The organism is Clostridium rhizosphaerae (genome assembly GCF_016765585.1).
Classification (GTDB): domain Bacteria; phylum Bacillota; class Clostridia; order Clostridiales; family Clostridiaceae; genus Clostridium_AT; species Clostridium_AT rhizosphaerae.
Window position 1 is genome coordinate 527,056 of record NZ_JAESWC010000001.1, and the last position, 24,748, is coordinate 551,803.

The 24,748-nt window shown below is 34.3% G+C and carries 20 protein-coding genes; 4 read left to right on the plus strand and 16 right to left on the minus strand.

Features of this window, described 5'->3' with window-relative positions; genetic code table 11:
* Positions 1–56: 56 nt before the first annotated feature.
* The 7 genes from JK636_RS02565 to JK636_RS02595 all read right to left on the minus strand — a co-directional run bounded on the left by JK636_RS02565 (position 57) and on the right by JK636_RS02595 (position 7,852).
* Complete coding sequence (locus JK636_RS02565) at positions 57–974, minus strand: M15 family metallopeptidase (protein ID WP_202747265.1); 918 nt, start codon at positions 972–974, stop codon at positions 57–59.
* 130 nt (positions 975–1,104) lie between these two features.
* A complete protein-coding gene (locus JK636_RS02570; RefSeq protein ID WP_202747266.1) occupies positions 1,105–1,878 on the minus strand; it encodes a putative ABC transporter permease in 774 nt (257 codons plus the stop codon).
* Positions 1,879–1,949: 71 nt separating this feature from the next.
* The gene (locus JK636_RS02575; protein WP_338025714.1) at positions 1,950–2,300 is read right to left on the minus strand and encodes a DUF1622 domain-containing protein; all 351 of its coding nucleotides are present in this window, start codon (positions 2,298–2,300) and stop codon (positions 1,950–1,952) included.
* 110 nt (positions 2,301–2,410) lie between these two features.
* Complete coding sequence (locus JK636_RS02580) at positions 2,411–3,574, minus strand: iron-containing alcohol dehydrogenase (protein ID WP_202747267.1); 1,164 nt, start codon at positions 3,572–3,574, stop codon at positions 2,411–2,413.
* Between the two features lie 95 nt (positions 3,575–3,669).
* Entirely contained in the window at positions 3,670–5,619 is a 1,950-nt protein-coding gene (locus JK636_RS02585) for an ABC transporter ATP-binding protein (protein WP_202747268.1), read from the minus strand.
* Positions 5,620–5,640: 21 nt separating this feature from the next.
* Positions 5,641–7,368: an ABC transporter transmembrane domain-containing protein gene (locus JK636_RS02590; protein ID WP_202747269.1), complete on the minus strand. Its 1,728-nt coding sequence runs from the start codon at positions 7,366–7,368 to the stop codon at positions 5,641–5,643.
* A 31-nt stretch (positions 7,369–7,399) separates the two neighbouring features.
* Positions 7,400–7,852, minus strand: a complete 453-nt coding sequence (locus JK636_RS02595; protein WP_202747270.1) for a MarR family winged helix-turn-helix transcriptional regulator — start codon at positions 7,850–7,852, stop codon at positions 7,400–7,402.
* Between the two features lie 301 nt (positions 7,853–8,153).
* Between JK636_RS02595 and JK636_RS02600 the strand changes: the two genes are divergently transcribed.
* Both JK636_RS02600 and JK636_RS02605 read left to right on the plus strand, forming a co-directional pair.
* Positions 8,154–9,242 carry an NADH:flavin oxidoreductase gene (locus JK636_RS02600; protein WP_202747271.1) on the plus strand — a complete coding sequence of 363 codons (1,089 nt, stop codon included), beginning with the start codon at positions 8,154–8,156 and terminating at the stop codon, positions 9,240–9,242.
* Positions 9,243–9,455: 213 nt separating this feature from the next.
* Positions 9,456–10,508, plus strand: a complete 1,053-nt coding sequence (locus JK636_RS02605; protein ID WP_202747272.1) for a lactonase family protein — start codon at positions 9,456–9,458, stop codon at positions 10,506–10,508.
* A 53-nt stretch (positions 10,509–10,561) separates the two neighbouring features.
* On the opposite strand, the gene JK636_RS02610 is transcribed toward JK636_RS02605, so the two are convergent.
* The 9 genes from JK636_RS02610 to JK636_RS02650 all read right to left on the minus strand — a co-directional run bounded on the left by JK636_RS02610 (position 10,562) and on the right by JK636_RS02650 (position 20,717).
* Complete coding sequence (locus JK636_RS02610) at positions 10,562–11,386, minus strand: Cof-type HAD-IIB family hydrolase (RefSeq protein ID WP_202747273.1); 825 nt, start codon at positions 11,384–11,386, stop codon at positions 10,562–10,564.
* Positions 11,387–11,574: 188 nt separating this feature from the next.
* Entirely contained in the window at positions 11,575–12,720 is a 1,146-nt protein-coding gene (dgoD, locus tag JK636_RS02615) for a galactonate dehydratase (RefSeq protein WP_202747274.1), read from the minus strand.
* A 21-nt stretch (positions 12,721–12,741) separates the two neighbouring features.
* The gene (locus JK636_RS02620; RefSeq protein WP_202747275.1) at positions 12,742–14,118 is read right to left on the minus strand and encodes a PTS galactitol transporter subunit IIC; all 1,377 of its coding nucleotides are present in this window, start codon (positions 14,116–14,118) and stop codon (positions 12,742–12,744) included.
* A gap of 32 nt (positions 14,119–14,150) precedes the next feature.
* Positions 14,151–14,429: a PTS sugar transporter subunit IIB gene (locus tag JK636_RS02625; RefSeq protein WP_202747276.1), complete on the minus strand. Its 279-nt coding sequence runs from the start codon at positions 14,427–14,429 to the stop codon at positions 14,151–14,153.
* A gap of 145 nt (positions 14,430–14,574) precedes the next feature.
* Positions 14,575–15,042 carry a PTS sugar transporter subunit IIA gene (locus JK636_RS02630; protein ID WP_034570902.1) on the minus strand — a complete coding sequence of 156 codons (468 nt, stop codon included), beginning with the start codon at positions 15,040–15,042 and terminating at the stop codon, positions 14,575–14,577.
* 11 nt (positions 15,043–15,053) lie between these two features.
* Positions 15,054–15,671, minus strand: a complete 618-nt coding sequence (locus JK636_RS02635) for a bifunctional 4-hydroxy-2-oxoglutarate aldolase/2-dehydro-3-deoxy-phosphogluconate aldolase (protein WP_202747277.1) — start codon at positions 15,669–15,671, stop codon at positions 15,054–15,056.
* Between the two features lie 51 nt (positions 15,672–15,722).
* A complete protein-coding gene (locus tag JK636_RS23975; protein WP_202747278.1) occupies positions 15,723–18,650 on the minus strand; it encodes a sigma 54-interacting transcriptional regulator in 2,928 nt (975 codons plus the stop codon).
* A gap of 42 nt (positions 18,651–18,692) precedes the next feature.
* A complete protein-coding gene (locus JK636_RS02645; RefSeq protein ID WP_202747402.1) occupies positions 18,693–19,505 on the minus strand; it encodes a purine-nucleoside phosphorylase in 813 nt (270 codons plus the stop codon).
* 69 nt (positions 19,506–19,574) lie between these two features.
* The gene (locus JK636_RS02650; RefSeq protein ID WP_202747279.1) at positions 19,575–20,717 is read right to left on the minus strand and encodes a glycerate kinase family protein; all 1,143 of its coding nucleotides are present in this window, start codon (positions 20,715–20,717) and stop codon (positions 19,575–19,577) included.
* A gap of 206 nt (positions 20,718–20,923) precedes the next feature.
* On the opposite strand from JK636_RS02650, the gene JK636_RS02655 reads away from it, so the two are divergent.
* Together JK636_RS02655 and amrA are read left to right on the plus strand one after the other, a co-directional pair.
* Positions 20,924–23,227: a sodium-translocating pyrophosphatase gene (locus JK636_RS02655; RefSeq protein ID WP_202747280.1), complete on the plus strand. Its 2,304-nt coding sequence runs from the start codon at positions 20,924–20,926 to the stop codon at positions 23,225–23,227.
* Between the two features lie 114 nt (positions 23,228–23,341).
* Complete coding sequence (gene amrA, locus JK636_RS02660; RefSeq protein WP_202747281.1) at positions 23,342–24,748, plus strand: AmmeMemoRadiSam system protein A; 1,407 nt, start codon at positions 23,342–23,344, stop codon at positions 24,746–24,748.

Sequence of the window (24,748 nt, forward strand, 5' to 3'; positions counted from 1 at the left end):
ATCACTTGTGTCAATTTAAGGTAATTTATTATTAAAATAGCTGCCCAATTGGGCAGCTATTTTAAAGCTTCTTCAATATTCCTTATATAAATTTTTATTTTTTCATCTTCCTTAGGAAAACCTTCATACCAATTACTTCCCACTTCATTTTTAAAATACCTTGCCTTCATTATTATCTCCGGTCTGTATTCAAAATGAAGTATATCAAAATGCCCCCACTTTCCGCCCCAAACAAAATTGTTTTTTTCAAAAACCTCAACAACTTCCTTAGAGTAAGATAATAGCCTTTGCTGCCCTTGCTCTGGAGATGCCCACTTCCAATAATCTCTCTTATCACTTGCTAAATCTATTGCAATACCATAAGAATGAGGGCTTAATCTTCCCGTTCCTGATATTAACCTATAATTATAAGTACCTTGGCATGGGGCTAAAAATCCTCCTATTTTCTTATTTGTTTTTGCAAGTTCTAAAAGCTCTTTAGAAGCAGCTTTTAAGTTTTCTGCCGCTTTATTATTTTTATTGAATCTATATACTCCATAACCTGTATTAACTGACATCATATTTTTTTCTATCTGCTGCCTGGAACTCCCATAAACATCATTAATAAGTTCATAATCCCTTGAACGGCCAGGATCAAAATTTTTATCCATAAGCTTTGTAACAGAACCTAATGGATAAACCTGTTCAAGCATATCCTGCAGGTCTGGATTATTCAGCTTTTCATCAAAGCTTTTCTGCCTTTTATCATCATAAAGTATTTTTCTGCCTGACTTCATCACAAGATATACATGTTCCTTGTTATCTTTTTGAACTCCCTGCACATATTCAGGATATGCCATCATTAAAGCCAATAAATCCTGCTTCATCGTTGCAATATAGTTTTGATTTTCAATTTTATTATTTGCTGCCTTAACAGCGCATACATTGTTTGAAATGAAAAAAACTGAAACTAATAATGCTGCCAACTTTCTCATATTCTCACCTTAATTCATTTTTTAATTTCACTTTATATGCTTGCCAGGCTTAATAAATTATATGTACCTAAAATCTAACAAAAATAAATAGAGCCCTACAAAATATAGAACTCTACCTTAAATAAAAATATCATTTTTTTATATTTATCTTATCTATTCTCTTCTTAATTTCCTCTATAGCTCCTTCAAATCTCTTAGAAGTTAAATGAGGATATGCTCGTAACAGTTCTCTATGTCTTAAGCTTACTCTCTTTGCAAGCCTGTCCTTAATATCTCCAAGATAATTTATTCTCTGCTGGATTGTTAAAATAGTTTCCTTACTTAATCTTGCTTCTATTAATTTATCTATATTTATTTTTGTTTCTGATATTACATCCTGAATTTCAATAAATAACCTTCTAAAGGTGATTAAGCTATTTATAGTTAGGGCTATATCAACTATTATAATAATTAATAATATATTATATAATACTTGTCCAAAATTATTTAAAATCCAATATGTAAAATTAGAAATTATAGGATTGATAATTTTCATGAAGAAAATAGCTAACAGCCCCCAAAAAAGTGAAAATCTTAAGCATATATATCCCTTAAAATTAAACTTTTCTGTTGAGTAGTCCCACCATTTTGTATGAAAAAACAGCTCCATTAAAAATCCAGTTATCAGCTCTATTAGAGTGGCTGCAACAGCACCACCCATATACACATAAAATATATTGCTGCTTATTGATGTTAAAGTTAAAATTAAAAGTACCGATGTAGCTCCATAAATAGGACAAACAGGTCCATATAAAAAGCCTCTATTCACAAATCTTTTTTCAGTATATATGTGATAAATAACCTCTAATGTCCAGCCTAGAAAGGAATATACTAAAAAAGAGTAAAATATATAGTAATAGTTCATATCTAACCCCACCCATAATTTATATAAATCATAGATATATTAAAACACTAATACTTAAATTTTTCCAGTAATTATTGCTTTGTATTTGCATTATGATTCTTGTTTTGAAATTGTTTAATTTCCCAATCAATAACAAAAGTTAATACAATTCTTATTAGTACTACAGCTCCAAGGATATATAAATCATTCATAGTATGAATAATTACAGTCTTTATGATTTCGCTTGCAAGCTTAAATTCTATTGCAAGAGCTACAGATTCTGCAAAATCAATCTTTATCTGATTTTTATTGGGATTAGTTATAGTTTTAAGATAAATATAAAACGCCTTAATAGTTGCCACAACTATTATAAAAATTCCGATCAACTCAAGTGAATGAATTATATAAGGCACAATAGCTTTAATCAAATATTCAAGTTCCACTTATTTAGCCTCCATTACAATTTTATCTGATTATAATATGTGCCAATTATTTTTCAATTATTAGTATAAAAAATGCTGAGCATATGTATCTCCTATGCCCAGCATTTTTATTAAAAAGCAGCTTTAAATATCTTTAGTACGTCTTCAGCTTCTAATGGCCTAAAGTTTCCAAGAGTGCCTCTTCTAACAGCCTGCTTTGCCATTTCTTCAAGCTTTTCCTCACCTATTCCTACTTCTCTAAGTGTCATAGGAATATCCAAAGATTTAAAGAATTCTCTTGTTTTGTTTATAGCTTCTTTAGCTATTTCATATTTATCTTTGCTTGAATCGATGTTCCAAACATTAACTCCGTATTCAACAAATTTATCTACAGTCTTATCACTTAAAACATATTCCATCCAAGCCGGTGTCAATATTGCAAGCCCAACTCCATGAGTAATATCATAGTAAGCACTTAATTCATGCTCCATTGGATGAACACTCCAGCTTGTTGCTTTACCATAAGTTAAAAGTCCATTTATTGCAAGACTTGAAGTCCACATAAGATTTGCTCTTGCTTCATAGTTTTCCGGCTCATCCATTGCTTTTCTTCCATAGTTAATGCAAGTCTTAAGCATTGCTTCAGCCATTCTATTTTGAAGGTAAGCACCTTCTGTAAGATTAAAATAAACTTCAAAAATATGACTCATTATATCTGCTGTTCCTGCTGCTGTTTGATTTTTAGGAACTGTAAAAGTATATGTAGGATCTAATATGGAAAATTTTGGTGCCATATCAGGATGTCCTGTTCCTAATTTTTCATTAGTTTCCAAGTTTGTAATTACTGCTCCGGCATCCATTTCTGAGCCTGTTGCTGAAAGTGTTAATATACTTGCAACTGGAGTTACTTTAGTTATCTTTCTAGGGTCAAGCACTAAATCCCATGCATCACCCTCATAGTTAGCTGCTGCCGCTATAACCTTTGCGCAGTCAATAGAGCTACCTCCCCCTACCGCAAGAACCAAGTCTATATTATGCTCCTTACAAAGCTCAGCACCTTTTCTAACGCTTGTTACTCTTGGATTTGGCTCTATGCCTGGAAGCTCCCAGTAACTTATATTGTTGCTCTTTAATAGCTCAATAACCTTATCGTATAAACCCATCTTCTTTATGCTTCCTCCGCCGTAAGCAATAAGTACTTTGGAGCCATAATTCTTTATTTGTTCTGGAAGTACCTTTACTTGATCCTTTCCAAAGAAAATTTTAGTTGGAATTGAGTAATTGAAATTTATCATTTTTACTTTCTCCTCTCAGGTTTTATAAAAAATATTATAAAATGGAACTCTCAGCTATTTTCTGCCGAAAGTTCCACTATTATTACTATTATTTATTATACTGCTTCGCTATCTAAATTAGCACCAGTAAACTGACTGTTATATAAATCAGCGTAAAATCCGCCTTTTTCAAGAAGCTCATGGTGATTTCCCTGCTCAATAATTGTTCCATTATTCATAACAAGGATTAAATCAGCATCACGAATAGTTGAAAGTCTATGTGCTATAACAAAGGAAGTTCTTCCTTGCATTAGGTTATTCATAGCCTTTTGTATTTGAACTTCTGTTCTTGTATCAACTGAAGAGGTAGCTTCATCAAGTATTAATATAGCAGGGTCTGCAAGTATTGCACGAGCTATTGTTAAAAGCTGCTTCTGACCTTGTGATATATTGGAAGCCTCTTCATCTAATACTGTATTATAGCCTTCAGGAAGAGTTCTTATAAAGTGGTCTGCATGAGCTGCCTTAGCTGCTTTAACAACATCTTCAAAGCTAGCACCCTTACGTCCATAAGCTATATTATCTTTAATAGTTCCATTAAAGGACCAAGTATCCTGAAGTACCATACCAAACATTGTACGTAGGTCACCACGCTTCATATCTCTTATATCTAATCCATCAATAGTAATCCTTCCGCCTTGAATTTCATAGAAACGCATAAGAAGATTTACCATTGTAGTTTTACCTGCTCCAGTTGGCCCAACAATAGCAACAGTTTGACCAGGTTTAACTTCTATATTCATATCTTCCATAAGAGTAACTGTCTCTTTGTAACCAAATTTAACATGCTCAAATCTAACTTCACCCTTTGGAGCTTTAATTAATTTAGAATTTTCCTTTTCGGGAACTTCTTCAATTTCATCTAAAACTTCAAAAACACGTTCAGCAGCTGCAACTGTTGATTGAAGGATATTAGCTATATTTGCAGTTTGAACTATAGGCTGACCAAACTGTCTTGAATATTGAATAAATGCTTGAATATCACCAACGGTAATTTTACCTTTGGTTACATATATACCACCAACTACTGCTACAAGTACATATCCAATGTTGTTAACAAAGTTCATCATAGGCATTATAATACCCGAAACAAACTGTGCCTTCCAGCCTACATTAAACAATCTATCATTTATATCATCAAATTCTTTAATAGCCTTATCTTCATGACCAAAGGCCTTTACAATTTTATGCCCAGTATACATTTCTTCAACATGGCCATTTAATTCTCCAATAATTTTTTGCTGCTCTGCAAAAAACTTTTGTGAATTCTTGGCTATAGTTATTGTTATTAAAACAGATATCGGCAGTGTAGTTATAGTAACAAGTGTGAGTACTGGACTTATTGTAAGCATCATTACTATTATACCTACTATTGTTACTACAGAAGTTATAAGCTGAGTTAAACTCTGCTGAAGAGTTGAAGCAACCGTATCTAAGTCATTAGTAACACGACTTAATATTTCACCATGAGTACGGGCATCGAAATATTTAAGAGGAAGTTTATTTAGCTTGTCATTAACATCCTTACGCATATCAAATACGGTATTTTGCGCAACACTAGACATAATGTACTGCTGAATATAATTAAATAACGAGCTTATTAAATATAATCCTATTAATATAACTACTATTTTCCCTATATAATCAAAATCCACCTTAGGAACTTCCATTTGCTTTAGCTTGTTTAATATGCTTGGGTCTGCTCCTTTTTTTACTGCTTCTGCCGCCTTTGATATCTGAGCATAATACATATATCTTCCCATTAGGCCCTCAAAAAGCTTTGTTGTCGCTTTACCCATAACCTTAGGGCTTACTATACTGAATACTGTACTTATAATAGCAGTAATAAATACCGCTATAAGGTTAAACTTACGAGGCAGCAAGTATTTCATAAGTCTTCTTATTGTCCCTTTAAAGTCCTTCGCTTTTTCAACTGCTCGGCCCATTGGTGGTCCACCGCCCATAGGACCTCTGCCTGCTGGTCTTTGCTTATTATTCTCACTCATATTTTAGCCTCCCTTCTGCTCTTAAGCTAATTCCTCTTCACTAAGCTGTGAAGATACAATTTCACGATAAATTTCATTGCTGGCTAAAAGTTCTTTATGATTTCCGATTCCTGCAATCTTACCTTCATCTAAAACTATAATTCTATCTGCATCCATTACTGTACTTACTCTTTGTGCAACTATTATAACTGTAGCGTCTTTAGTTTCATCCTTTAGCGCTCTTCTAAGCTTTGCATCCGTTTTAAAATCTAGAGCTGAGAAGCTATCGTCAAAGATATATATTTCCGGTTTTCTAACAAGTGCTCTTGCTATTGAAAGTCTCTGCTTTTGTCCTCCAGAAACATTATTACCACCTTGAGCAATAACCGATTCGTAGCCTTCTTTTATTTTAGAAACAAAGTCTGCTGCTTGAGCAACTTCTGATGCATGTTTTACTTCTTCATCTGTAGCATCTTCTTTACCATACTTAATATTTTCGGCTATGGTTCCTGTAAAAAGTACGGCCTTTTGAGGCACAAAACCTATCTTGCTTCTTAAATTCTCTTGTGTCATCTCACGAATATCTACCCCATCAACTAAAATACTTCCGCTTTGAACATCATAAAAGCGTGGTATTAAACTTATAAGAGTAGATTTACCTGAACCAGTACCGCCAATTATAGCGGTTGTTTCTCCCGGCCTTGCGCTAAAGGTTATATCCTCTATAGCTGGCTGCTCTGCACCAGGATAACTAAAGTTAACATTCTTAAATTCTATATAGCCTCTTTCTTTATCTGCTTTATCAGCACTCTTAGGATCAACGATTTCTGGTTCCATATCAAGTACTTCATTAATTCTTTCAGCTGAAGCTTCAGCACGAGGAATTAGTACAAACATCATAGCAAGCATTAGGAATGAGAACATAATCTGCATAGCATATTGTATAAAAGCCATCATATCTCCAACCTGCATATCGCCATTGTCTATACGAATGCCCCCGAACCAAATAATAGATACACTTGTAAGGTTCATAATAAGCATCATAATTGGCATAACAACAGCCATCATTTTGTTAACCTTAATAGCTGTGTTAGTTAAATCAATACTTGCTTCCTCAAAGCGTACTTTTTCATCCTCTTGTCTATTAAAAGCACGTATTACTCTAATACCTGTAAGATTTTCACGTAAAACAAGATTTATTTTATCAATTTTCTTCTGCATTAACTTAAATAAAGGTATTGCTGTTTTAGCTACAAAAAATATTACAAGCCCTAAAAGAGGAATAGCAACAGCGAGCACCCACGTTAATTGCTTATCCTTTGTTATAGCCATTATAATACCACCAATTGCCATTATAGGGGCATAAATCATCATTCTGAGCGCCATTACTGTTACCTGCTGAATTTGAGTAACATCGTTTGTGGTTCTTGTTATCATTGATGAAGTTCCTACTTTATCAAACTCATGTAGCGAAAAGCTTTCTGCTCTTGTAAAAATATTCTTCCTCAAATCATTTGCAAAACCAGTAGCTGTTCTAGAAGAAAGATAGCTTGCTGAAATCATGCATACCGCCCCTCCAAGTGCTACAAGAAGCATAAAACCACCTATTTTCATAATATAGACTGAGTCACCATTAACTACACCGTTATTAATGATATCAGACATTAATGTAGGTAAGTATAAATCTGCCATTGCTTGAAAAAACAAAAGCACTAAAATAGCGCCGATATAACTTGAGTACGGCTTTAAAAATCTAAATAGTTTAGCCACAAATAATCATCTCCTTGTCCTTAATATCTAGTTATACATTTTCTTTTTTATTGCTCGCTTCAATAAGATTATCACGCATCTGCATGAACATTCTTCGAAGTAGTGCCTTTTCTTCTTCTGTAAAGTTGCTGAAGCATTCATCACTTATACTGTTTACAATCTCCATTGACTGCTTGCAAATCTCTCTGCCTTTTTCAGTTATGTAGACCCTGGAAATACGTTGATCCTCAGAATCCTGTTTTCTGGTAATAAGTTCAGCCTTCTCCATTCTTCCAATCATAACTGTAATTGTTGCAGGCTTTATAGCCAGCTTTTCTGCTAACTCTTTCTGACTTTGACCGTCTTTAAAATTCAGAGCCATAAGAAGCGGCGGCTGACCTGGGTAAATATTTATTTTTTCAAGATATGTATGCATTCTTTTGTGCTGTAACTTGATTACTTGAAAAAACAATGCAAACAGTGAATCCTTATCCCATGAAATCATTTATCAATCTCTCCTCAATTTAGTTAGTCGCCTAAACATGTTATTATATTATCACCACTATATTTTTTAGTCAATAGTTGTCTAATTATATTTAATATTTGTTAATAAAATAAGTATAAGTATTGATATCACTACATTCTTTAAATTTATTACATCCTAGTTATTCGTTTACATGAATATTTTGATCAAGAAAATATTTTGTTAGCCAGCTAAATTTATTTGTCTTATTGTTCATTCATTTATATTTTTATATAATTATTGTTGTGTTAACCACAATAATTATACAGAAAGGACTTAATAAATGAAAAGATTATTTGAGGAAACCAAGTTAGGAAACATAGCAATAAAAAATAGATTTATCAGAAGTGCTACATGGGAGAACATGGCTGATAAAGACGGCCATCTTACAGAGAAGCTTTATGATACTTATAAAGTCTTAGCTTGCAATGAGCTTGGTCTTATTATTACAGGATATGCTAATATCGTAAAGGAAGAACAGCCTAATCCTGGAATGATGGGCATCTATAATGATTCCTTTATTTCTGAATATAAAAAGCTTACAAATATCGTTCATACGGGCGGTTCAAAAATAGTTCTTCAAATTGCTTATGGCGGAACAAAAACTACCTATAATGTAGGTGAAAGAATTATTTATGCTCCAAGTGAGGTACCTGAAATAGGAACAAAGGTCACAGGCAAAACTATGACTAAGGAAGAAATAGACTATATAGTTAATGCTTTTGCAGAAGCAGGAAGACGTGCAAAAGAATCTGGTTTTGACGGGGTAGAGATACATGGTGCTCATACTTATCTTATAAATCAATTTTTAAGTCCTTATTATAATAGACGAACTGATGAATATGGCGGCAGCTTAGAAAATAGAATGAGATTTTTATTAGAAATTTATTATAAAATGAGAGAAAAGGTAGGGAAGGATTTCACTATTTTAGTTAAGCTTACTGCAACTGAATTTTTTGAAGGCGGACTAAACTTTGAAGAAACCAAGGAAATTTGCAGAAAGCTTGAAGAGGCCGGAGTTGATGCAATAGAGCTTTCAGGAAATGTGCATGGTAAAGCAAGAAATATGGCAGGAGAAGTTTATGATAATTACGCCATACAAAAGGAAGGCTATTTTACTGAATATGCAAAAATAATAAGTGATGAGCTTAAAATACCTATAATCACAGTTGGTGGCTTTAGAGATATTAATTCTATAGAAAAAGTTCTAAATGAAACTAATATTACATATTTTGCTTTATCAAGACCATTGCTTGCTGAACCTGACTTAATCAAAAGGTGGAAAACAGGGGATAGAAAAAGAGCCATATGTGTAAGTTGTTCAAGATGCAGAACCCCTGAGGGAAATTACTGCACAGTATTTAATAAGTAATATACAGAAAATGAACTCAACTTATAAATAATAAATATTTTGTGAAAACATTTATTAAACTAAGTTATTTGTATTGTTTTATGATATATTTTAACTATAATAACGAAAGTCATACAGAGGTTGAAGGTCTAAATGAACTTTAACGACCAATTTTCGAGCGGGAGCGAGAGTTTTAAATTACTCAGTGTTTCCCACTAAAAGGAGGAATTTCATATGAATAATAAAAAATTTAGAGCCTACATCGGAACTTATACTAAAGGAGAGAGTAAAGGCATTTATACCTTTTCATTTGATTCTAATACCGGAAAAATTGATAATATATCATTAGCAGCGGAAGCTTCTAATCCTACATACTTAAACATTTCTAAGAATAACAAATATTTATATTCTGTTATCAAAGTAAATGATAAGGGCGGTACAGCTGCATATTCTATTGATGATAATACAGGAAAACTTAATTTCTTAAACTATGAAATAGAGCTAGGCAGCTCACCTTGCTATGTAAGCTTAGACAGCAAGGATAACTATGTTTTATCAGCAAACTATCATATGGGAACTGCAGAAGCTTTTCCAATTAATGAGGACGGAAGTATACAATCTTATTCTTGTAAAGTTCAGCATGAAGGATCAGGTCCAAATAAAGACAGACAAGAAAAGGCACATGCTCATTTTGCACAGCTCACACCTGATGACAAATATTTGTGTGTAGTAGATCTCGGGATTGATAAAGTTGTCATTTATGATTTTAATAAAGGAACTTTAACAAAGTCTAATGAAATAATCTTCAAACCTGGCTCTGGCCCAAGACATATGTCATTTCATCCTAATGGAAAATTTGCCTATGTCTTAACTGAGCTTAGTTCTGAAGTTTTAGCTCTTCAATATAATTCTTCCAATGGAAACTTTAAAGAAATTGGATATTTTAATGCTTTACCAGAGGATTTTAGCGGAGAAAGTATCGGAGCTGCAATCCATATATCTCCTGATGGAAATTATCTATATGCCTCAAATAGAGGGCACAACAGTATTGCAATATTTAAAATAGATGCCGGTTCGGGAAAACTTTCACTGATTGAACATGTTCCTACAGAAGGAGATCATCCTCGCGACTTTGAAATAGATCCAAGCGGAAACTTCCTACTTGCTGCAAATATGAATACAAATAATATCGTAGTATTCAGGATAGATAAAAATACAGGAAGGCTCAACAAAACTGGACATTCAATTTCAATGCCAAGTCCTGTATGTATAAAATTTTTATTGTAATTATTAAAGGTGCTGTCTTCTAATAGACAACACCTTTTTCACTGAGTCTTTAATTATAATATAAACTTTTCAATAGCCTTGCCGACTCCTGAGTTAATATTGGTATCAGTTACATAATCAGCCATAGCTTTTAATTCTTCCGTTGCATTTCCCATCGCTACCTTCAGTCCTGCCGCGTTAAACATGGAGATATCATTTTCGCTGTCCCCAATACACATTATCTCTTCCTGACTTATTCCTAATATTCTGGCAAGAGCTCTAATACCAGTTCCCTTTGTCATTCCTTTAGTCATTACTTCAAGGTTATCTGCCTTTGAGCTTGATATCTCAAGTCCGTCAAATTCCTCAAGCTCCTTTCTGGCTTTTTTAATTGTTTCTTTACCATTTTTAGAAAACATTAAAACTTTAAGCAAACCTTCCTCATAGATATCATAAATTTCCCTAAGATTTTTATGAACTCCAAACTTAATCTTAAGTTCCTCAGAAACGGTTTTATTTGCCAAAACATGATTATTCGTTGGAGGAAGCTCATAATCTGTAATAACTCTGTCAAAAGTATTAAAATTTATATCTAATTTATATCTTTCAATAACATCGCAAATCTTATCAAAGCCTTGTCTATCTAATGGACGCTCAAAAATTGCTTTTTCTCCATCTATTTCTCTAATATATGCTCCATTAGAGCCGATAATAGACACATTAATCCCAGCTTTACTGGCGTGAAGCCTTGCGGAAGTAAACATTCTTCCGGTTGTGAAAGCTATGCGAATACCTTTATCTACTGCTGCTTTTAGAGCTGCCTTGTTTTTTTCTGATATCTGACAATCATTATCCAATAAAGTTCCGTCTAAATCAATGCAGATTAGCTTATAGTTCAAAAAAACACCCCCTAAATTTAATGTAGAATGTAGAATTAAGAATATAGAATGAATGAAGAAAATCCCTTTACAGGGATTTTCAAATCAGAAGGTGCTTCGCACCGATATTTAATTAAGCTTTGCTTGCAAAGCTTCCTTCATTCTAAATTCTACATTTTACATTCTACATTATTTTGCGAAGCAAAATGTTACCATTCCGCAATAGTTCCGTCGTAGTTTTTCCACTTAGGATTAGTCCAGTTAAGACCTTCAAGTGCAACTTTTTCAACGAAATCTTCATCAATTTCTAGTCCAAGGCCTGGCTTAGTTGGGATATTTACATAACCATCCTTGTATTCAAATATCTCTTTATTCTTAACAAAGTCTAGAAGATCGAAACCTTTATTATAGTGTATCCCTAAGCTTTGCTCTTGAATAAATACGTTTGGAGTACATACATCCATTTGCAGTGTTGCTGCAAGAGCTATTGGCCCGTATGGTGCATGAGGTGCTACCGCAATATCAAAAGCTTCGGCCATTGCTGCAATTTTTCTTCCTTCAAGTATACCGCCTGTTAAAGCTAAGTCTGGCTGAATTATATCTATAACACCATTCTTAAGAATATTTTTAAACTCCCATCTAGTGTACAGTCTTTCACCTGTTGCAAGAGGTGTCGAAGTATATTTTGCTACTTCAGCAAAAGCTTCTTCATTTTCTGGAAGTACAACCTCTTCAAGGAACATTAATTTATATGGATCAAGTTCTTTTGCAAGAACCTTTGCCATTGGCTTATGAACTCTTCCATGGAAGTCTACACCTATATTTAAGTCATAACCTACTGCTTCTCTAATTGATGCAACTCTATCTACAACTGCCTGAACCTTCTTGAAGGAATCTATATAGTGAAGCTCTTCAGTTGCATTCATTTTAATTGCCTGGAAACCTCTTTCTTTTCTATCAAGAGCTTCTTTAACAACCTCTGAAGGTCTGTCTCCGCCAATCCAGGAATAAACCATTATCCTGTCTCTAGCTGCTCCCCCTAGAAATTCATACACAGGAATATTGAAGGCCTTTCCTTTTATATCCCAAAGTGCCATTTCAATTCCGGAGATTACAGTCATGTTGATTGGGCCGCCTCTGAAGAAGGAGCGGTAAAGCTCCTGCCAGAGTCTTTCTATTTCAAAAGGATTTCTTCCTATAAGGTATTTACCCATTTCATTGGCACCAGCAACAACTGTTTCTGTCTTTGTTCCTGATATAAGCTCGCCCCATCCATCTATTCCTTCGTCTGTACTAATTTTTATAAATATCCATCTTGGTTTTATTTTGTATACTTTAACTGCTGTTATTTTCACTTATATCACCTCGAATTTATCTTATACTGCTTCTTCTACTACTTCGTTTTTAGCTTGTTTTTTCTTCTTTATAACTTCAATGTAAACCCAAATTGCTATAAATGCTGCAAAGAATACTGGTAGGGTTATAATTAAGTTTCCTGTAAACACCTTATAAACTATAAAGCTTACTGTTAAGCTTGTTGCTGCGAAGGAAGAAATAAGCGCTCCTCCTGCCATTCCTAAATCTATACCTGTAGATTTTGCAAGATTTGTTAATACTGGTGCTGTGTTAGTACCCGCAAGAAGTATTGCTCCTGTACATGCAAGACCTATGATAATGTTCTTTACAAGATTTCCTTCTGTTAATGCAACTACCATTGCTACTCTGAATGGAACAACTGCCAAGTCAGCAAATGGAAGCATTCTGTTTCCTGGAAGGATAACTGCCATAGCTATTGTTAAAGGTATTACTATTAAAGAAGTTGTTATAACTTCTGGATTTCCAACTACAACTGCTGCGTCTAATCCTATTAAGAATTTTCTTCCCTTGAATTTTTCTTTTGTAAACTTCTTAGCTGCTTCTGATATTGGCATTAAACCTTCCATGAATAAGGAAGTCATTTTTGGTATAAGAACCATTACTGCTGCCATGTTAACTGCTATATTAAGAACTTTTGTAGTGTTGTATTTAGCTAGAGCTCCAATAACTCCTCCAAGGATAAGTCCCATCATCATTGGTTCTCCGAATAATCCTAAATACTTCTTAGCATCTTTAACGCTGAAGTTTAATTTATTTATTCCTGGAATTCTATCTAATAACCAGTTTAATGGTGCTGCAATTACTAAAGATGAAAGTGCAGACATTGTTGGAAGTGATACTCCAGGAAGTCCAAAGTAGTCACTAACAAGGTTTTCTGACCAGTCTGACATTTTAAATGCTATAACTGCCATTGTTATTGCTGCAGCTATACCAAGAATAACGTTCTTTGTTACAAAGTAAGTCATTATACCAACTATAGCCATATGGTGATAATTCCAAATATCAACGTCTAGTGTGTTTGTCTTCTTAAGAACAAGCATTACGATGTTAGTAAGTAATATTGCAAATATTAATATTGGTATTATTGGTGATGACCAAGTTACTGCTGCTATAGCTCCCCAGCCTATATCAAGTGTATCTAGTTTTATACCGAAGTTTTTAACCATTGCCTGAGCAGCTGGTCCAAGGTTTGAGGAAAGTAAATTTATAACAAGTTTGATACCTGCAAAACCTATTCCAACTAATAAACCGGATCTAAAAGCCTTTCCTGGCTTAACTCTGAAGATAAGTCCTATAATTAATATGATTACTGGAAGCATTACAGTAGGGCCTGCGTCATTTAGCACTACCTGAAATATTTTATAAAGTTCCTGCATTTGTAAATCCCCCTTTTATTATTAAAATATTATTATTTTAAGGCATTAATAATTTCTTTTATTGTTTCCTCTTCACCTATACCAGTTAATAATGATATAGCTCCTATTACAGGAATATTAACTTCTGCTCCTGTAAACTTTCCTGTAGTAACTAAAAGATCATAGTCTGAAACCTTTGATGATACTTCTAAAAGCTTACACTGGTTAACGTTTACGTTTATTCCATTCTCTTCACAAGCCTCTCTGATTTTCATTGCCACAACTGTTGATGTTGCGATTCCGTTTCCACATGCTACTAATACTTTTTTCATTTTTTATTTCCTCCTTATAGTCGGAAGCACTGAGTAGTTTAAATCACTCGCTCCCGCTCGCAAATTACTCGTTAAAGTCCATTTAGGACTTTAACCTCCGTATATTTATATTTTTATATTCTTTTCTTCTTATCTTCTTATCTTCTTAAGCTATTAAATAAGGTTCCAGCTTATTTATTACTTCATCTGTTGAAGGTGCTTCAACAATTTCCCTTAGTACTTCTGGATTTTGAATTAATTTAACAACCCTTTGAAGCATTTCAATGTGCCCATGAGGTTCACTTAATGCAAGCATTATAATTACACTAACATCTAAAGATTTATCTGGATCCTCCATGGATTTAAATTCTACCGGCTTCCTTAAAACTCCAATGGCCAAGGTCGCCTTGTTTACTAAATTGTGATCCGCATGAGGTATTGCTATTTTTATATCTGCTGATGGAAGTCCTGTTGGATATTCTTCTTCTCTATCTAAAATAGCTTTTTGATACCCTTCCTTAACATATCCTTTTTCTTGAAGTTTTGAGGATAAAAACTTTAATACTTCTGTATTACTTGAAAACTCTAAATCCTTAAAAACTAAATCTTTTGCAAAATCTATTCCTGCGCTCATGTCTATATCTCCTAGTTTATTTTTTCTTCAAACTCTTTAAGGGAATTAATTAATCCTTCAAGGTTTTCATTTTCAATATCTTCTTTATTAAAGACACCTGAGCCTATTCCTAAGAAATCTGCTCCGTCTCTAAAGAAATCTTTTGCATTTTCCTTTGAGACACCGCCCACAGCCATCAATGAAAGTTCTCCGAGTGGAGCTTTTACATCTTTAAAAAATTTTGTTCCACAGCTTATTGCTGGAAACACCTTAACTATATCTGCTCCATATTCAAAAGATTTATATATTTCCGTAGGAGTCATTGCTCCTGGTACTGATATAACTGAATTTTCCCTGCAAAGGTCTATTATTTCTTTAGAAAGCATTACTGGAGAAAGAATGAATTTTGCACCTGCATTTATTGCTGCTTCTGCCTGTTTAACTGTTGTTACAGTTCCCGCACCAACATACATAGTGTCTCCAAATTCTTTTGAAAGCTTACTAATTGTTTCTACTGCGCCTTCAGTATTCATTGTTATCTCTACAGCTCTGATATTACTTTGAACTAATGCTTTCATAACTGTTCTTGCTTGATTATAATTGTATCCACGCAAAATAATAGTGACCTTTGGGAAGTTTTTGATATCCATTTTATCAACCTCCTTATTGTCACTATTATAAATAGCAATTATGATGCCAACTTATTTGGCTGGTATTGTATTTTTAAATAAAATATTTGATATTTCCTCTTTATCTTTTGCTTCCCTTATCCTTTTGAGTGCGTCAACACTAGATATTATCCTGTATAACTGCTCAAAATAATCTTTAGAATCTTCTTTTAGAGCAATCATAAAAATTAAATCCACATTATTAACCCCATCCCAATTTATAGGATTGGCCAGTTTTGTAATAGCAATGGTTGGTTTTGTAACATACTTGCTATCTCCATGCGGGATAGCTATACCCCCTTTTAGATAGGTAGTGCCTAAAGCCTCTCTTCTGTAGACACTTAAAAGAAAACCTTCTTCTACATAACCTTCTGTGATTAAATTCTCTGCTATCTTATCTATAACTTCATCCTTATATTTATAATTTTCTTCAGGAAGAATAACATCTGGTGGTATTACCTCTGATAATCTGTTGATAAATATGTTTTCATTTCTTATTACTTTTTTAAGCCTGCCAATCAACTTACCTGTTATTAGTCCCTCAACAGATATAAAAGGAATATCCTTAAGTTCTGGATTTATAGTTCCTACTATTGCAAGCACCTGCTTTGTTCTCGAAATTCTATCAATAGTAGCTGCAATATCATCATTATTCATATATCCTAAAGGTATTATATCAACATCTCTGACACTTTCACCTAAAGAATTCTCAATATATTCCTTAACCTTCGCTGCTGAACCTTCACCCGTTATACATAAGGTAATTATAGCCTTGCCTTTATCCTGCATATCAACTTTAGAATACCTATAAGGATTATCTTTATTATCTATTTCATCTGCGATACTGTCTAAAGTATCCTCAGGAAGAATGGCTCTCCTTACACATTCTAATACCATCAGAGTATCTACTCGTCCAATTACTCTGGTTGGAATTCCTGTTTTGGCAGTTATTATGTCTCCAAAAGTTGTTAAGGAACCCATATCTACAAGTATAATGCATCCTTTACCTTGGTTAATCTTTTGAACAAGCTTAGTAGTTCTCTCAAGCATTATATTTGGTGAATCACTAAGGTCCATTTCAAGCCCCACAGCATGATTAACCCCAAGCAGTCTGTTAGCTACCTCTGCCATTCCACAGGCTACCCTTCCATGAGATAAAACTATTACTCCAACTCGCCCTTCCTCTAGCTTGCTTTCTTCCTGAAAATGCTTTAGATACATTGCAATAAAGCCAATTTCATCTTCTGGCAGTTCTATCTTTAGTCTATTGTTGATCAGTTCTCCAGCCTTCTCAGAAGCTTTATACTCATTGCTGTACTTATCTTTAACCATATTTAAATTAGGATTTACTATTTCTCTCCTATTCAATATCCTGTCATAGGTTGAACTTAAATGGATTGCAAGAGGATAAATAACTTTTCTTTGTAGGCCATTTATATATTTTTTAGCTAACTTATAAACATCCTCAGTAATTTTAAGCATATCTTCGCCAATAATATTCACAATTTCTTGGGTATTTGAAGCTGCTAAATTAATAGAAGATGCAAATCTCATAAGTTCATCCTCTACTTGTTGACCTATTACCTTATTAATATCCTTATCACTATAGCCATCAGATTTAAGCTCCTTGTATTTATCTTCAATAAACTGATATATATTATCCCTTTCAACCGAGCTATACTGGTCTTTATATAAAATCTCTACACCTTTAGAAGATACTATAATATTCTCTTTAGTAAATCGCTCAAGCTCTTTACTATTTATGGTGGCAGTTAAGACCTGTTCTTTTACATGATCAGGCACATGCTGAAAGTTTACTCTTACATTTTCTTTATTATTTAAAGTAGAATGCAAGAAACCTCTAGCACAGCAAACCTGAATATCACTTTTGAGCTGTCCTATATTTCCGGGACAGTCATAGGTCATAAATGCTTTAATAACATCTCTTCCTACAAAGATATCTTTGCCAAGCCGTACACTTTCATTTAAAAAGAAATTTTTCACTATATGAAATCTTTCATCATAAGCCCTATCTTTTACAGAAGGTATTTCAATAACCATAGGAATTCTTCTTCTGAAGGTTAAAAGAAGTGAGCTCTCCGGACTCTCAGTGGTTGCTGCTATAATCATTAGTTTGCTTTCTCTAGTTACTTCTGTTTCTCCAAGTCTTCTAAATTTTCCTCTATCTATTAGATAGAAAAGGATTTCCTGCCCTTCAGAAGGAAGTCTGTGGATTTCATCTAAAAATAGTATTCCCCCATTACAAAGCTCAACAATTCCCTTTTTATTTTCATTTGCTCCTGTAAAAGCTCCTTTTGCATAACCAAAAAGCTGAGATAAAAGCAGCTGAGGATTATCTGCATAATCAGCACAATTAAATAACATAAAAGGAGCATCCTCTGAAAAGTTTTTAGTAGTTTTGGCAAACTCATACATAACTTCAGCCATGTAACTCTTTCCTACTCCAGAAGGTCCTAATAATAATGTATGAAGACCATGAGGAGGGTATAAAATTGCAGCTTTCGCCTGATTAATCTGAAGCTTTAAACTGCCCTCATGGCCTATTATAACCGAAAAAGGATCATCAGAATTTTTTGATTCAATCACTTGCTCTGTCTGAAGTTCACTAACATCTGAGCTTTTATTTATATTTTCTTTTTCTAAAATATCTATAACTTCCTTTTTAACACTTGCTGCTGCATATCTTGCTAAATTATATCCTTTTTCATTTAACTCTTTTGCAAATGCCCTATCAGAAAGCTTGATATCTTTTCGTAAGATCTCTAAAGCATCTTTAACTATAAATTCTTTTCTTCTCTGTCTTGAATCTGGAATATCATATTCCTTTCTATATTCCGTTACAGTTTCTCTTAAGACACCAAGTTTATTTGCTATCTCTTCATCAGTTAATGGATTTTTCTTATCTTCAGCTTTTATTATATCTAGAATGTTGTATTCCACTTTTATCACCTACAATACACTTGAGCTGCTATTATAAACAAATTATAATGCATTAATTATCTCTTGTACCCATCTACATAAATCTGTTGCAATTCTATTTGCTGTTTCTACTACTCTTTCATGTGAATGTTTTACTTTCTGTATCCCTGTTGCCATATTTGTTATACAGGCTATTCCAAGTACATCTATACCTAAATAATTAGCTGCAATAGTTTCCGGAACAGTAGACATTCCTACCGCATCAGCTCCCATTCTTCCAATCATGGTTATTTCAGAAGCTGTCTCATAATATGGTCCTGAGAATCCTGCATAAACACCTACAGCGTGCTCAATATTTAGCTCTTCAGCTATACCTTTTGCCTTGTCTATAAAGTTAAGCTTATAAGGCTCTGACATGTCAGGGAATCTTACTCCAAATCTTTCATCATTAGCTCCCATCAAAGGATTATCTCCCATTAAGTTTATAAAATCTTTAATAAGCATTAATGTGCCTGGCTTAAAGCTTGTATTTATACCACCGCAGGCATTTGTTACGACAAGCTTTTTAATACCAAGCTTCTGCATTACATAAACAGGATAAGTAACTTCCTTCATTGTATAGCCCTCGTAATAGTGAAATCTTCCCTGCATTATAAGTACTGTTTTCCCTTTAATATCTCCAAAAACTAATCTTCCTTCATGACCTGCTACTGTTGACTGTGGAAAATTTGGTATATCCTTATAATCTATGTATTGCTTGTTTTCTACTACATCAACTAAGTTTCCAAGCCCTGAGCCAAGTATAACAGCTATCTCTGGCTTTAAACTTACTTTACTTTCTATGTATTTAACTGATTCCATAACTTTATCAAACATATTATTCATATTTTTTCCCTCGCTTTTATTAAAATTAAATTAATATTACTTTATTGCATTGTATATATATTATAACAAATTAAACACTCTGATAATATTTTCTGAAGTTTTTTCTAGATTTTCTTGCCCTTTCATTAAAGCTTCTTCTAAAGAGGTTACACCTTTCATTATCCCAAATACAGCATCAATACCTTTTTCATAGAGAATATCTATGTCATCTGAAACTCTGCCTGCTAAAGCTATTACTGGTTTATTATATTTTTTTGCAGTAGCTGCTACACCTATTGGTACCTTTCCATAGTGAGTTTGAAAGTCAATACTTCCTTCGCCAGTCCAAACCATATCAGCCTCTTTAATTTTTTCTTCGAGATGTGAATACTCTATTACCATATCTATTCCCTTTTTCAAATTTCCATTTAAAAAGGCCATAAGTCCTGCTCCGAGACCTCCAGCCGCTCCTGCTCCCGGCACTTCTAGTACATCTTTTCCCAGCTGTTCTTTTATTATACGAGAATAATGATATAGATTATTATCCAGAATTTTAATCATTTCATGGTCAGCCCCCTTCTGCATTCCAAATATGTTAGCTGCTCCTCTTTGTCCGCACAAAGGGTTTGTAACATCGCAAGCTACATCAATTAAGATTTCACTTAGTCTAATATCAAAATTCGATAAATCTATTTTTGAAAGCTTCCCAAGTTCTCCGCCTCCATACCCTATTTCATTACCAGCCCTATCTAGAAGCCTTCCTCCTAATGCCTGAATCATCCCAGCTCCACCGTCATTCGTAGCACTTCCTCCTATTCCGATTAAAAGCTTTTTTACTCCTTTATCTAAACAAGCTTTAATTAGCTGGCCTGTTCCATAGGTTGTTGTAATAAGCGGATTTCTTTTTTCTAAAGGTACCAGCTGAATTCCACTTGAACTTGCCATCTCAAATACACCCGTTTCTTCATCTCCTAGAATACCATATCGTGCTTCAACTTCATTACCTAGAGGACCAATTACCTTAATGGAATATGCTTTTCCATTAGTTGCATCAACTAATGCCTGCATTGTACCTTCACCACCATCGGCCATTGGAACATGAACACAATTTATTTTATCCGAAGCCTTTTTTATGCCTCTTTCCATAGCTTCACAAGCCTGCTTTGCTGTCATACTCTCTTTGAAGGAATCCGGAGCTAAAACAATAGTTATATCCTTTTTCATTTAAAACCTCCATAATTGGCTGCAAAAATATATCACATACCTTCAATATAATATACTATTTAATGCTTTTCAAAACTTTTTATAAATTTATACAGCATTGTTGTATGATTATACAAAATTGTAATTTTTTAGAGGATTTTAACAATCGTTTACATAATAATATAGTGGGAAAAATTTTTATATTTTTGACGAAGGAGTTGGTCTTAATGTTTAGTCTTACTAACGCGACTACCTTTGAGATAGTTGCTATTTGGTGTGTTTTACTTATAGCATTTTTAGGCTTAGGTTACGCTTTAATGCTTAGAAGTCAGATTCTCAAGTATGATAAAGGTACCGCTAAAATGCAGGAAGTTTGGGGCGCAATTAAGGAAGGTGCTGATGCTTATCTTAAAAGACAGTTAAGAACTATTGTGCCTCTAATTATTGTACTTACTTTCATTTTATTTCTTTCTGTTTATGTAGTTCCTCCTTCAGAAGAAGCTATGACCCGCTTTGCCGGCAAATCTGAAGCTTCTGTAAAAATCATTATAGGTGTTGGGCGTGCAATCGCTTTTGTTATGGGTGCCTGTTTCTCACTAATGGTTGGACAGTTCGGTATGAGAATGGCTGTTGAGGGAAATGTACGTGTTGCTTCTGCTTCCACCAGAAATTTTGGTGAAGCTCTTAAAATTGCTTATAGAACTGGCACTATTACAGGGATGCTTACAGATGGTCTTGGACTTCTTGGTGGAACCTTAATATTTATGGTATTTGGTGTTTCTGCTCCTGACGCTCTCTTAGGCTTTGGCTTTGGCGGAACCCTCCTGGCTCTTTTCATGAGAGTAGGCGGGGGTATTTATACAAAAGCTGCTGACGTAGGTGCGGATCTTGTTGGAAAGGTTGAAGCTGGTATTCCAGAGGATGATGAAAGAAATGCAGCCGTTATAGCTGACCTTGTTGGTGATAACGTTGGCGACTGTGCCGGTATGGCAGCAGACATTTTTGAATCTTATGAGGTAACAATAGTTTCAGGTCTTATACTAGGTCTAGCACTTATGAACCTTAATCATGGTGAGTTAAAATGGATTGTTTTCCCTCTACTAGTTAGAGGTATCGGTGTTCTTTCTTCAATAATTGGTACTTATATTGTAAAAGGTTCTAAGGACTTAAAAAATAATAATGCAATGGATTCTATAAATAAAGGCTTTCATGTGTCTGCAATAATTAGCTTAGCTTCTTTTGCTTTACTGGCACACTTCTACATGAATGAATGGAAAGCTTTCTTCTCAGTTGGTGTAGGTATTGTACTTGCACTAGTACTTGATGAAATCACAAAATACTTTACTGATACTCACTATAGACCAGTTAAAGATATTGCAGCTGCTTCAAAAACAGGTTCAGCAACGCTTATCTTAAGAGGTCTTGCTGAAGGCTTTGAAAGTGCTGTTTGGCAGACAATAGTTATCGCTATTACAATACTAACTTCACTGCTTATATATAATGGAATGGGAATAACTTATGTCTTATATGGTGTTGCTATGACCGGTATAGGTATGCTTACTCTTACAGGAAACAATGTAGCCATGGACTCTTTTGGGCCGATTTCTGACAATGCAAATGGGATAGGTGAACTTGCCGGACTTGATAAAAAAGCAAGAAAGGTTATGGATCATCTCGATGCAACAGGAAATACAACAAAAGCTATTACTAAAGGTGTAGCTATAGGTTCAGCTGTTATTGCCGCTGTTTCCTTGTTTGGCTCTTTCTTAACTGATGTAACTAAAATACAAGGTCAGATGAAGGTTAGTGAAGCCTTAAGGCTTGCATCTACAGGAATTCGTGTATCCGAGCCCATAGTTTTTATAGGAGTATTAATCGGAGCTTGTATACCTTGGCTTTTCTCTTCCTTGATAATTAATGCAGTAACCCGTGCTGCTTCAAAAATTGTTGAGGAAGTCAGAAGACAATTTAAAATACCAGGCCTTATGGAAGGCAAGGTTAAGCCAGATTATCAAAATGCAGTTGATATATGCACAGTTTCAGCTCAAAGAGAGCTTATAGGGCTTGCTCTAATAGGTATATTAAGCCCTCTTGTAGTGGGAATTTTGCTTGGCGTTGAATCTCTAGGCGGCTTCTTAGCTGGAGTTATAGTTTCAGGACAGCTACTTGCAGTATTTATGGCTAATACAGGCGGCTCTTGGGATAATGCTAAAAAGACTATAGAGGATGGACTTTATGGAGGCAAAGGCTCAGAAGCTCATAAGGCTGCCGTTGTAGGCGACACAGTAGGCGATCCTCTCAAAGATACTGCTGGTCCTGCACTAAACCCTATGATAAAGGTTATGAACCTTGTATCCTTGCTTGCTGCTCCAGTGCTTGTGCAGTATAAAGCTTCGGATTGGGGAATGATAACTACCTTAGTTATCTGTTCTGTAATAGTAATTGTTTCAGTGCTTTACTCTAAAAATGGAGGATTTAAATTTCTTAAGGGTAATACAGTAAATACAAGCGGTAAAACAATAAATAAATAGTTCTAAATATTTGAGTGTCTTTTTAGTAAGACACTCTATTTTTATATAAGTTAATTTTATTAAAAAAATAGGTAAAAATAAGATTGGTAAATAATATTACGAAGGAGAAAACTTATGAGTATAGAAGGATTTTATTTAATGCCTCATCCACCAATTGTTGTTCCTGAAGTAGGCAAAGGAGAAGAAGAAAAAATATCTGCTACAGGTCAAAGCATGCACGAGCTCGGAAAAGAAATCAAAGAAATAGCTCCAGATACAATTATTGTTGTTACACCTCACGGTACAATGTTTCAAGACGCCATAGCACTTGCTTACGAAGAGAAGCTTCGTGGAAGCCTTATAAATTTTGGAGTGCCTAATGTCACACTAGAACTCTCTTTAGATAAGAAGCTTACTAACAAAATTCATCAAATAGCAGCTGAAAATAATATTCCTGTTGTTATGGCTAATAATGAACTGTTAGAGATGTATGAAACTTCAGTTACAATAGACCATGGAGCTTTAGTTCCTTTATATTTTATTAATGAGCATTATAAAGATTTTAAGCTTGTTCACATTACCTACGCTCCTTTTAGCGATATTGAGCTATACAAATTTGGTATGATGATAACTAAAGCTGTAGAGGAAGTAAATGAAAAAGTAGTATTTATAGCAAGTGGTGATTTGTCTCATAGGTTAAAAGAAGAAGGTCCTTATGCTTACAGCCCTTATGGAGAAAAATTTGATAAGGAGTTTCTTGAGCTTTTAGAAAAAGGTGATATATTAAAACTATTTGGCATGGATAGAGAAACGGTATGTAATTCGGGAGAATGCGGAAGGCGTTCTGTATTCATAATGCTTGGAGCTCTGGAAGGAAAGAGGTTTAACGGCAACTTATTAAGCTATGAAGGAACCTTTGGAGTAGGCTACGGCGTAATGAAATTTAATGTTCTATCAGAAGATTCCTCAAAGCTTAAAGATATAGAAAATCTAAGAAAACTTAACCATAAGAAAAAGCTTCAACAGACTGATCCCTATGTAAGACTTGCACGTGAAAGCCTTACAACTTATTTAACTAAGGGCATAGAGCTTAAAACTATTCCTGACTATATTCCCGAGGAAATGAAGAATATAAGAAGAGGAGTTTTTGTCTCTCTAAAAAAGTATGGCGAGCTTAGAGGATGTATAGGAACAATCCTGCCAACAACAAATTCTGTTGCAGAAGAAATAATAAGAAATGCTATTGAGGCTGGAGTAAATGACCCAAGATTCAGTGAGGTTGAAGAAGATGAACTTTTAGATATAGACTTTTCTGTAGATGTTTTGACAGAGCCTGAACCAGCAAAAAAAGAAGAGCTTAATCCAAAGGAATATGGAGTTATAGTAAGAAGCAGAGGCCGCTCAGGACTTTTACTTCCGGACTTGGAAGGAGTAGACTCTGTAGATGAGCAAATTTCCATTGCCCTTAGTAAGGCAGGTATAGACCTTTATGATGATTATACTCTGGAAAAATTCAGAGTTATAAGACACAAAGAAGACTAA

Coding starts and splice junctions, on each gene's coding strand:
- JK636_RS02565 (WP_202747265.1), bottom strand. CDS start 974: ATGAGAAAGTTGGCAGCATTATTAGTTTCAGTTTTTTTCATTTCAAAC.
- JK636_RS02570 (WP_202747266.1), bottom strand. CDS start 1,878: ATGAACTATTACTATATATTTTACTCTTTTTTAGTATATTCCTTTCTA.
- JK636_RS02580 (WP_202747267.1), bottom strand. CDS start 3,574: ATGATAAATTTCAATTACTCAATTCCAACTAAAATTTTCTTTGGAAAG.
- JK636_RS02585 (WP_202747268.1), bottom strand. CDS start 5,619: ATGAGTGAGAATAATAAGCAAAGACCAGCAGGCAGAGGTCCTATGGGC.
- JK636_RS02595 (WP_202747270.1), bottom strand. CDS start 7,852: ATGATTTCATGGGATAAGGATTCACTGTTTGCATTGTTTTTTCAAGTA.
- JK636_RS02600 (WP_202747271.1), top strand. CDS start 8,154: ATGAAAAGATTATTTGAGGAAACCAAGTTAGGAAACATAGCAATAAAA.
- JK636_RS02605 (WP_202747272.1), top strand. CDS start 9,456: ATGAATAATAAAAAATTTAGAGCCTACATCGGAACTTATACTAAAGGA.
- JK636_RS02620 (WP_202747275.1), bottom strand. CDS start 14,118: ATGCAGGAACTTTATAAAATATTTCAGGTAGTGCTAAATGACGCAGGC.
- JK636_RS02625 (WP_202747276.1), bottom strand. CDS start 14,429: ATGAAAAAAGTATTAGTAGCATGTGGAAACGGAATCGCAACATCAACA.
- JK636_RS02630 (WP_034570902.1), bottom strand. CDS start 15,042: ATGAGCGCAGGAATAGATTTTGCAAAAGATTTAGTTTTTAAGGATTTA.
- JK636_RS02635 (WP_202747277.1), bottom strand. CDS start 15,671: ATGGATATCAAAAACTTCCCAAAGGTCACTATTATTTTGCGTGGATAC.
- JK636_RS02645 (WP_202747402.1), bottom strand. CDS start 19,505: ATGTTTGATAAAGTTATGGAATCAGTTAAATACATAGAAAGTAAAGTA.
- JK636_RS02650 (WP_202747279.1), bottom strand. CDS start 20,717: ATGAAAAAGGATATAACTATTGTTTTAGCTCCGGATTCCTTCAAAGAG.
- JK636_RS02655 (WP_202747280.1), top strand. CDS start 20,924: ATGTTTAGTCTTACTAACGCGACTACCTTTGAGATAGTTGCTATTTGG.
- amrA (WP_202747281.1), top strand. CDS start 23,342: ATGAGTATAGAAGGATTTTATTTAATGCCTCATCCACCAATTGTTGTT.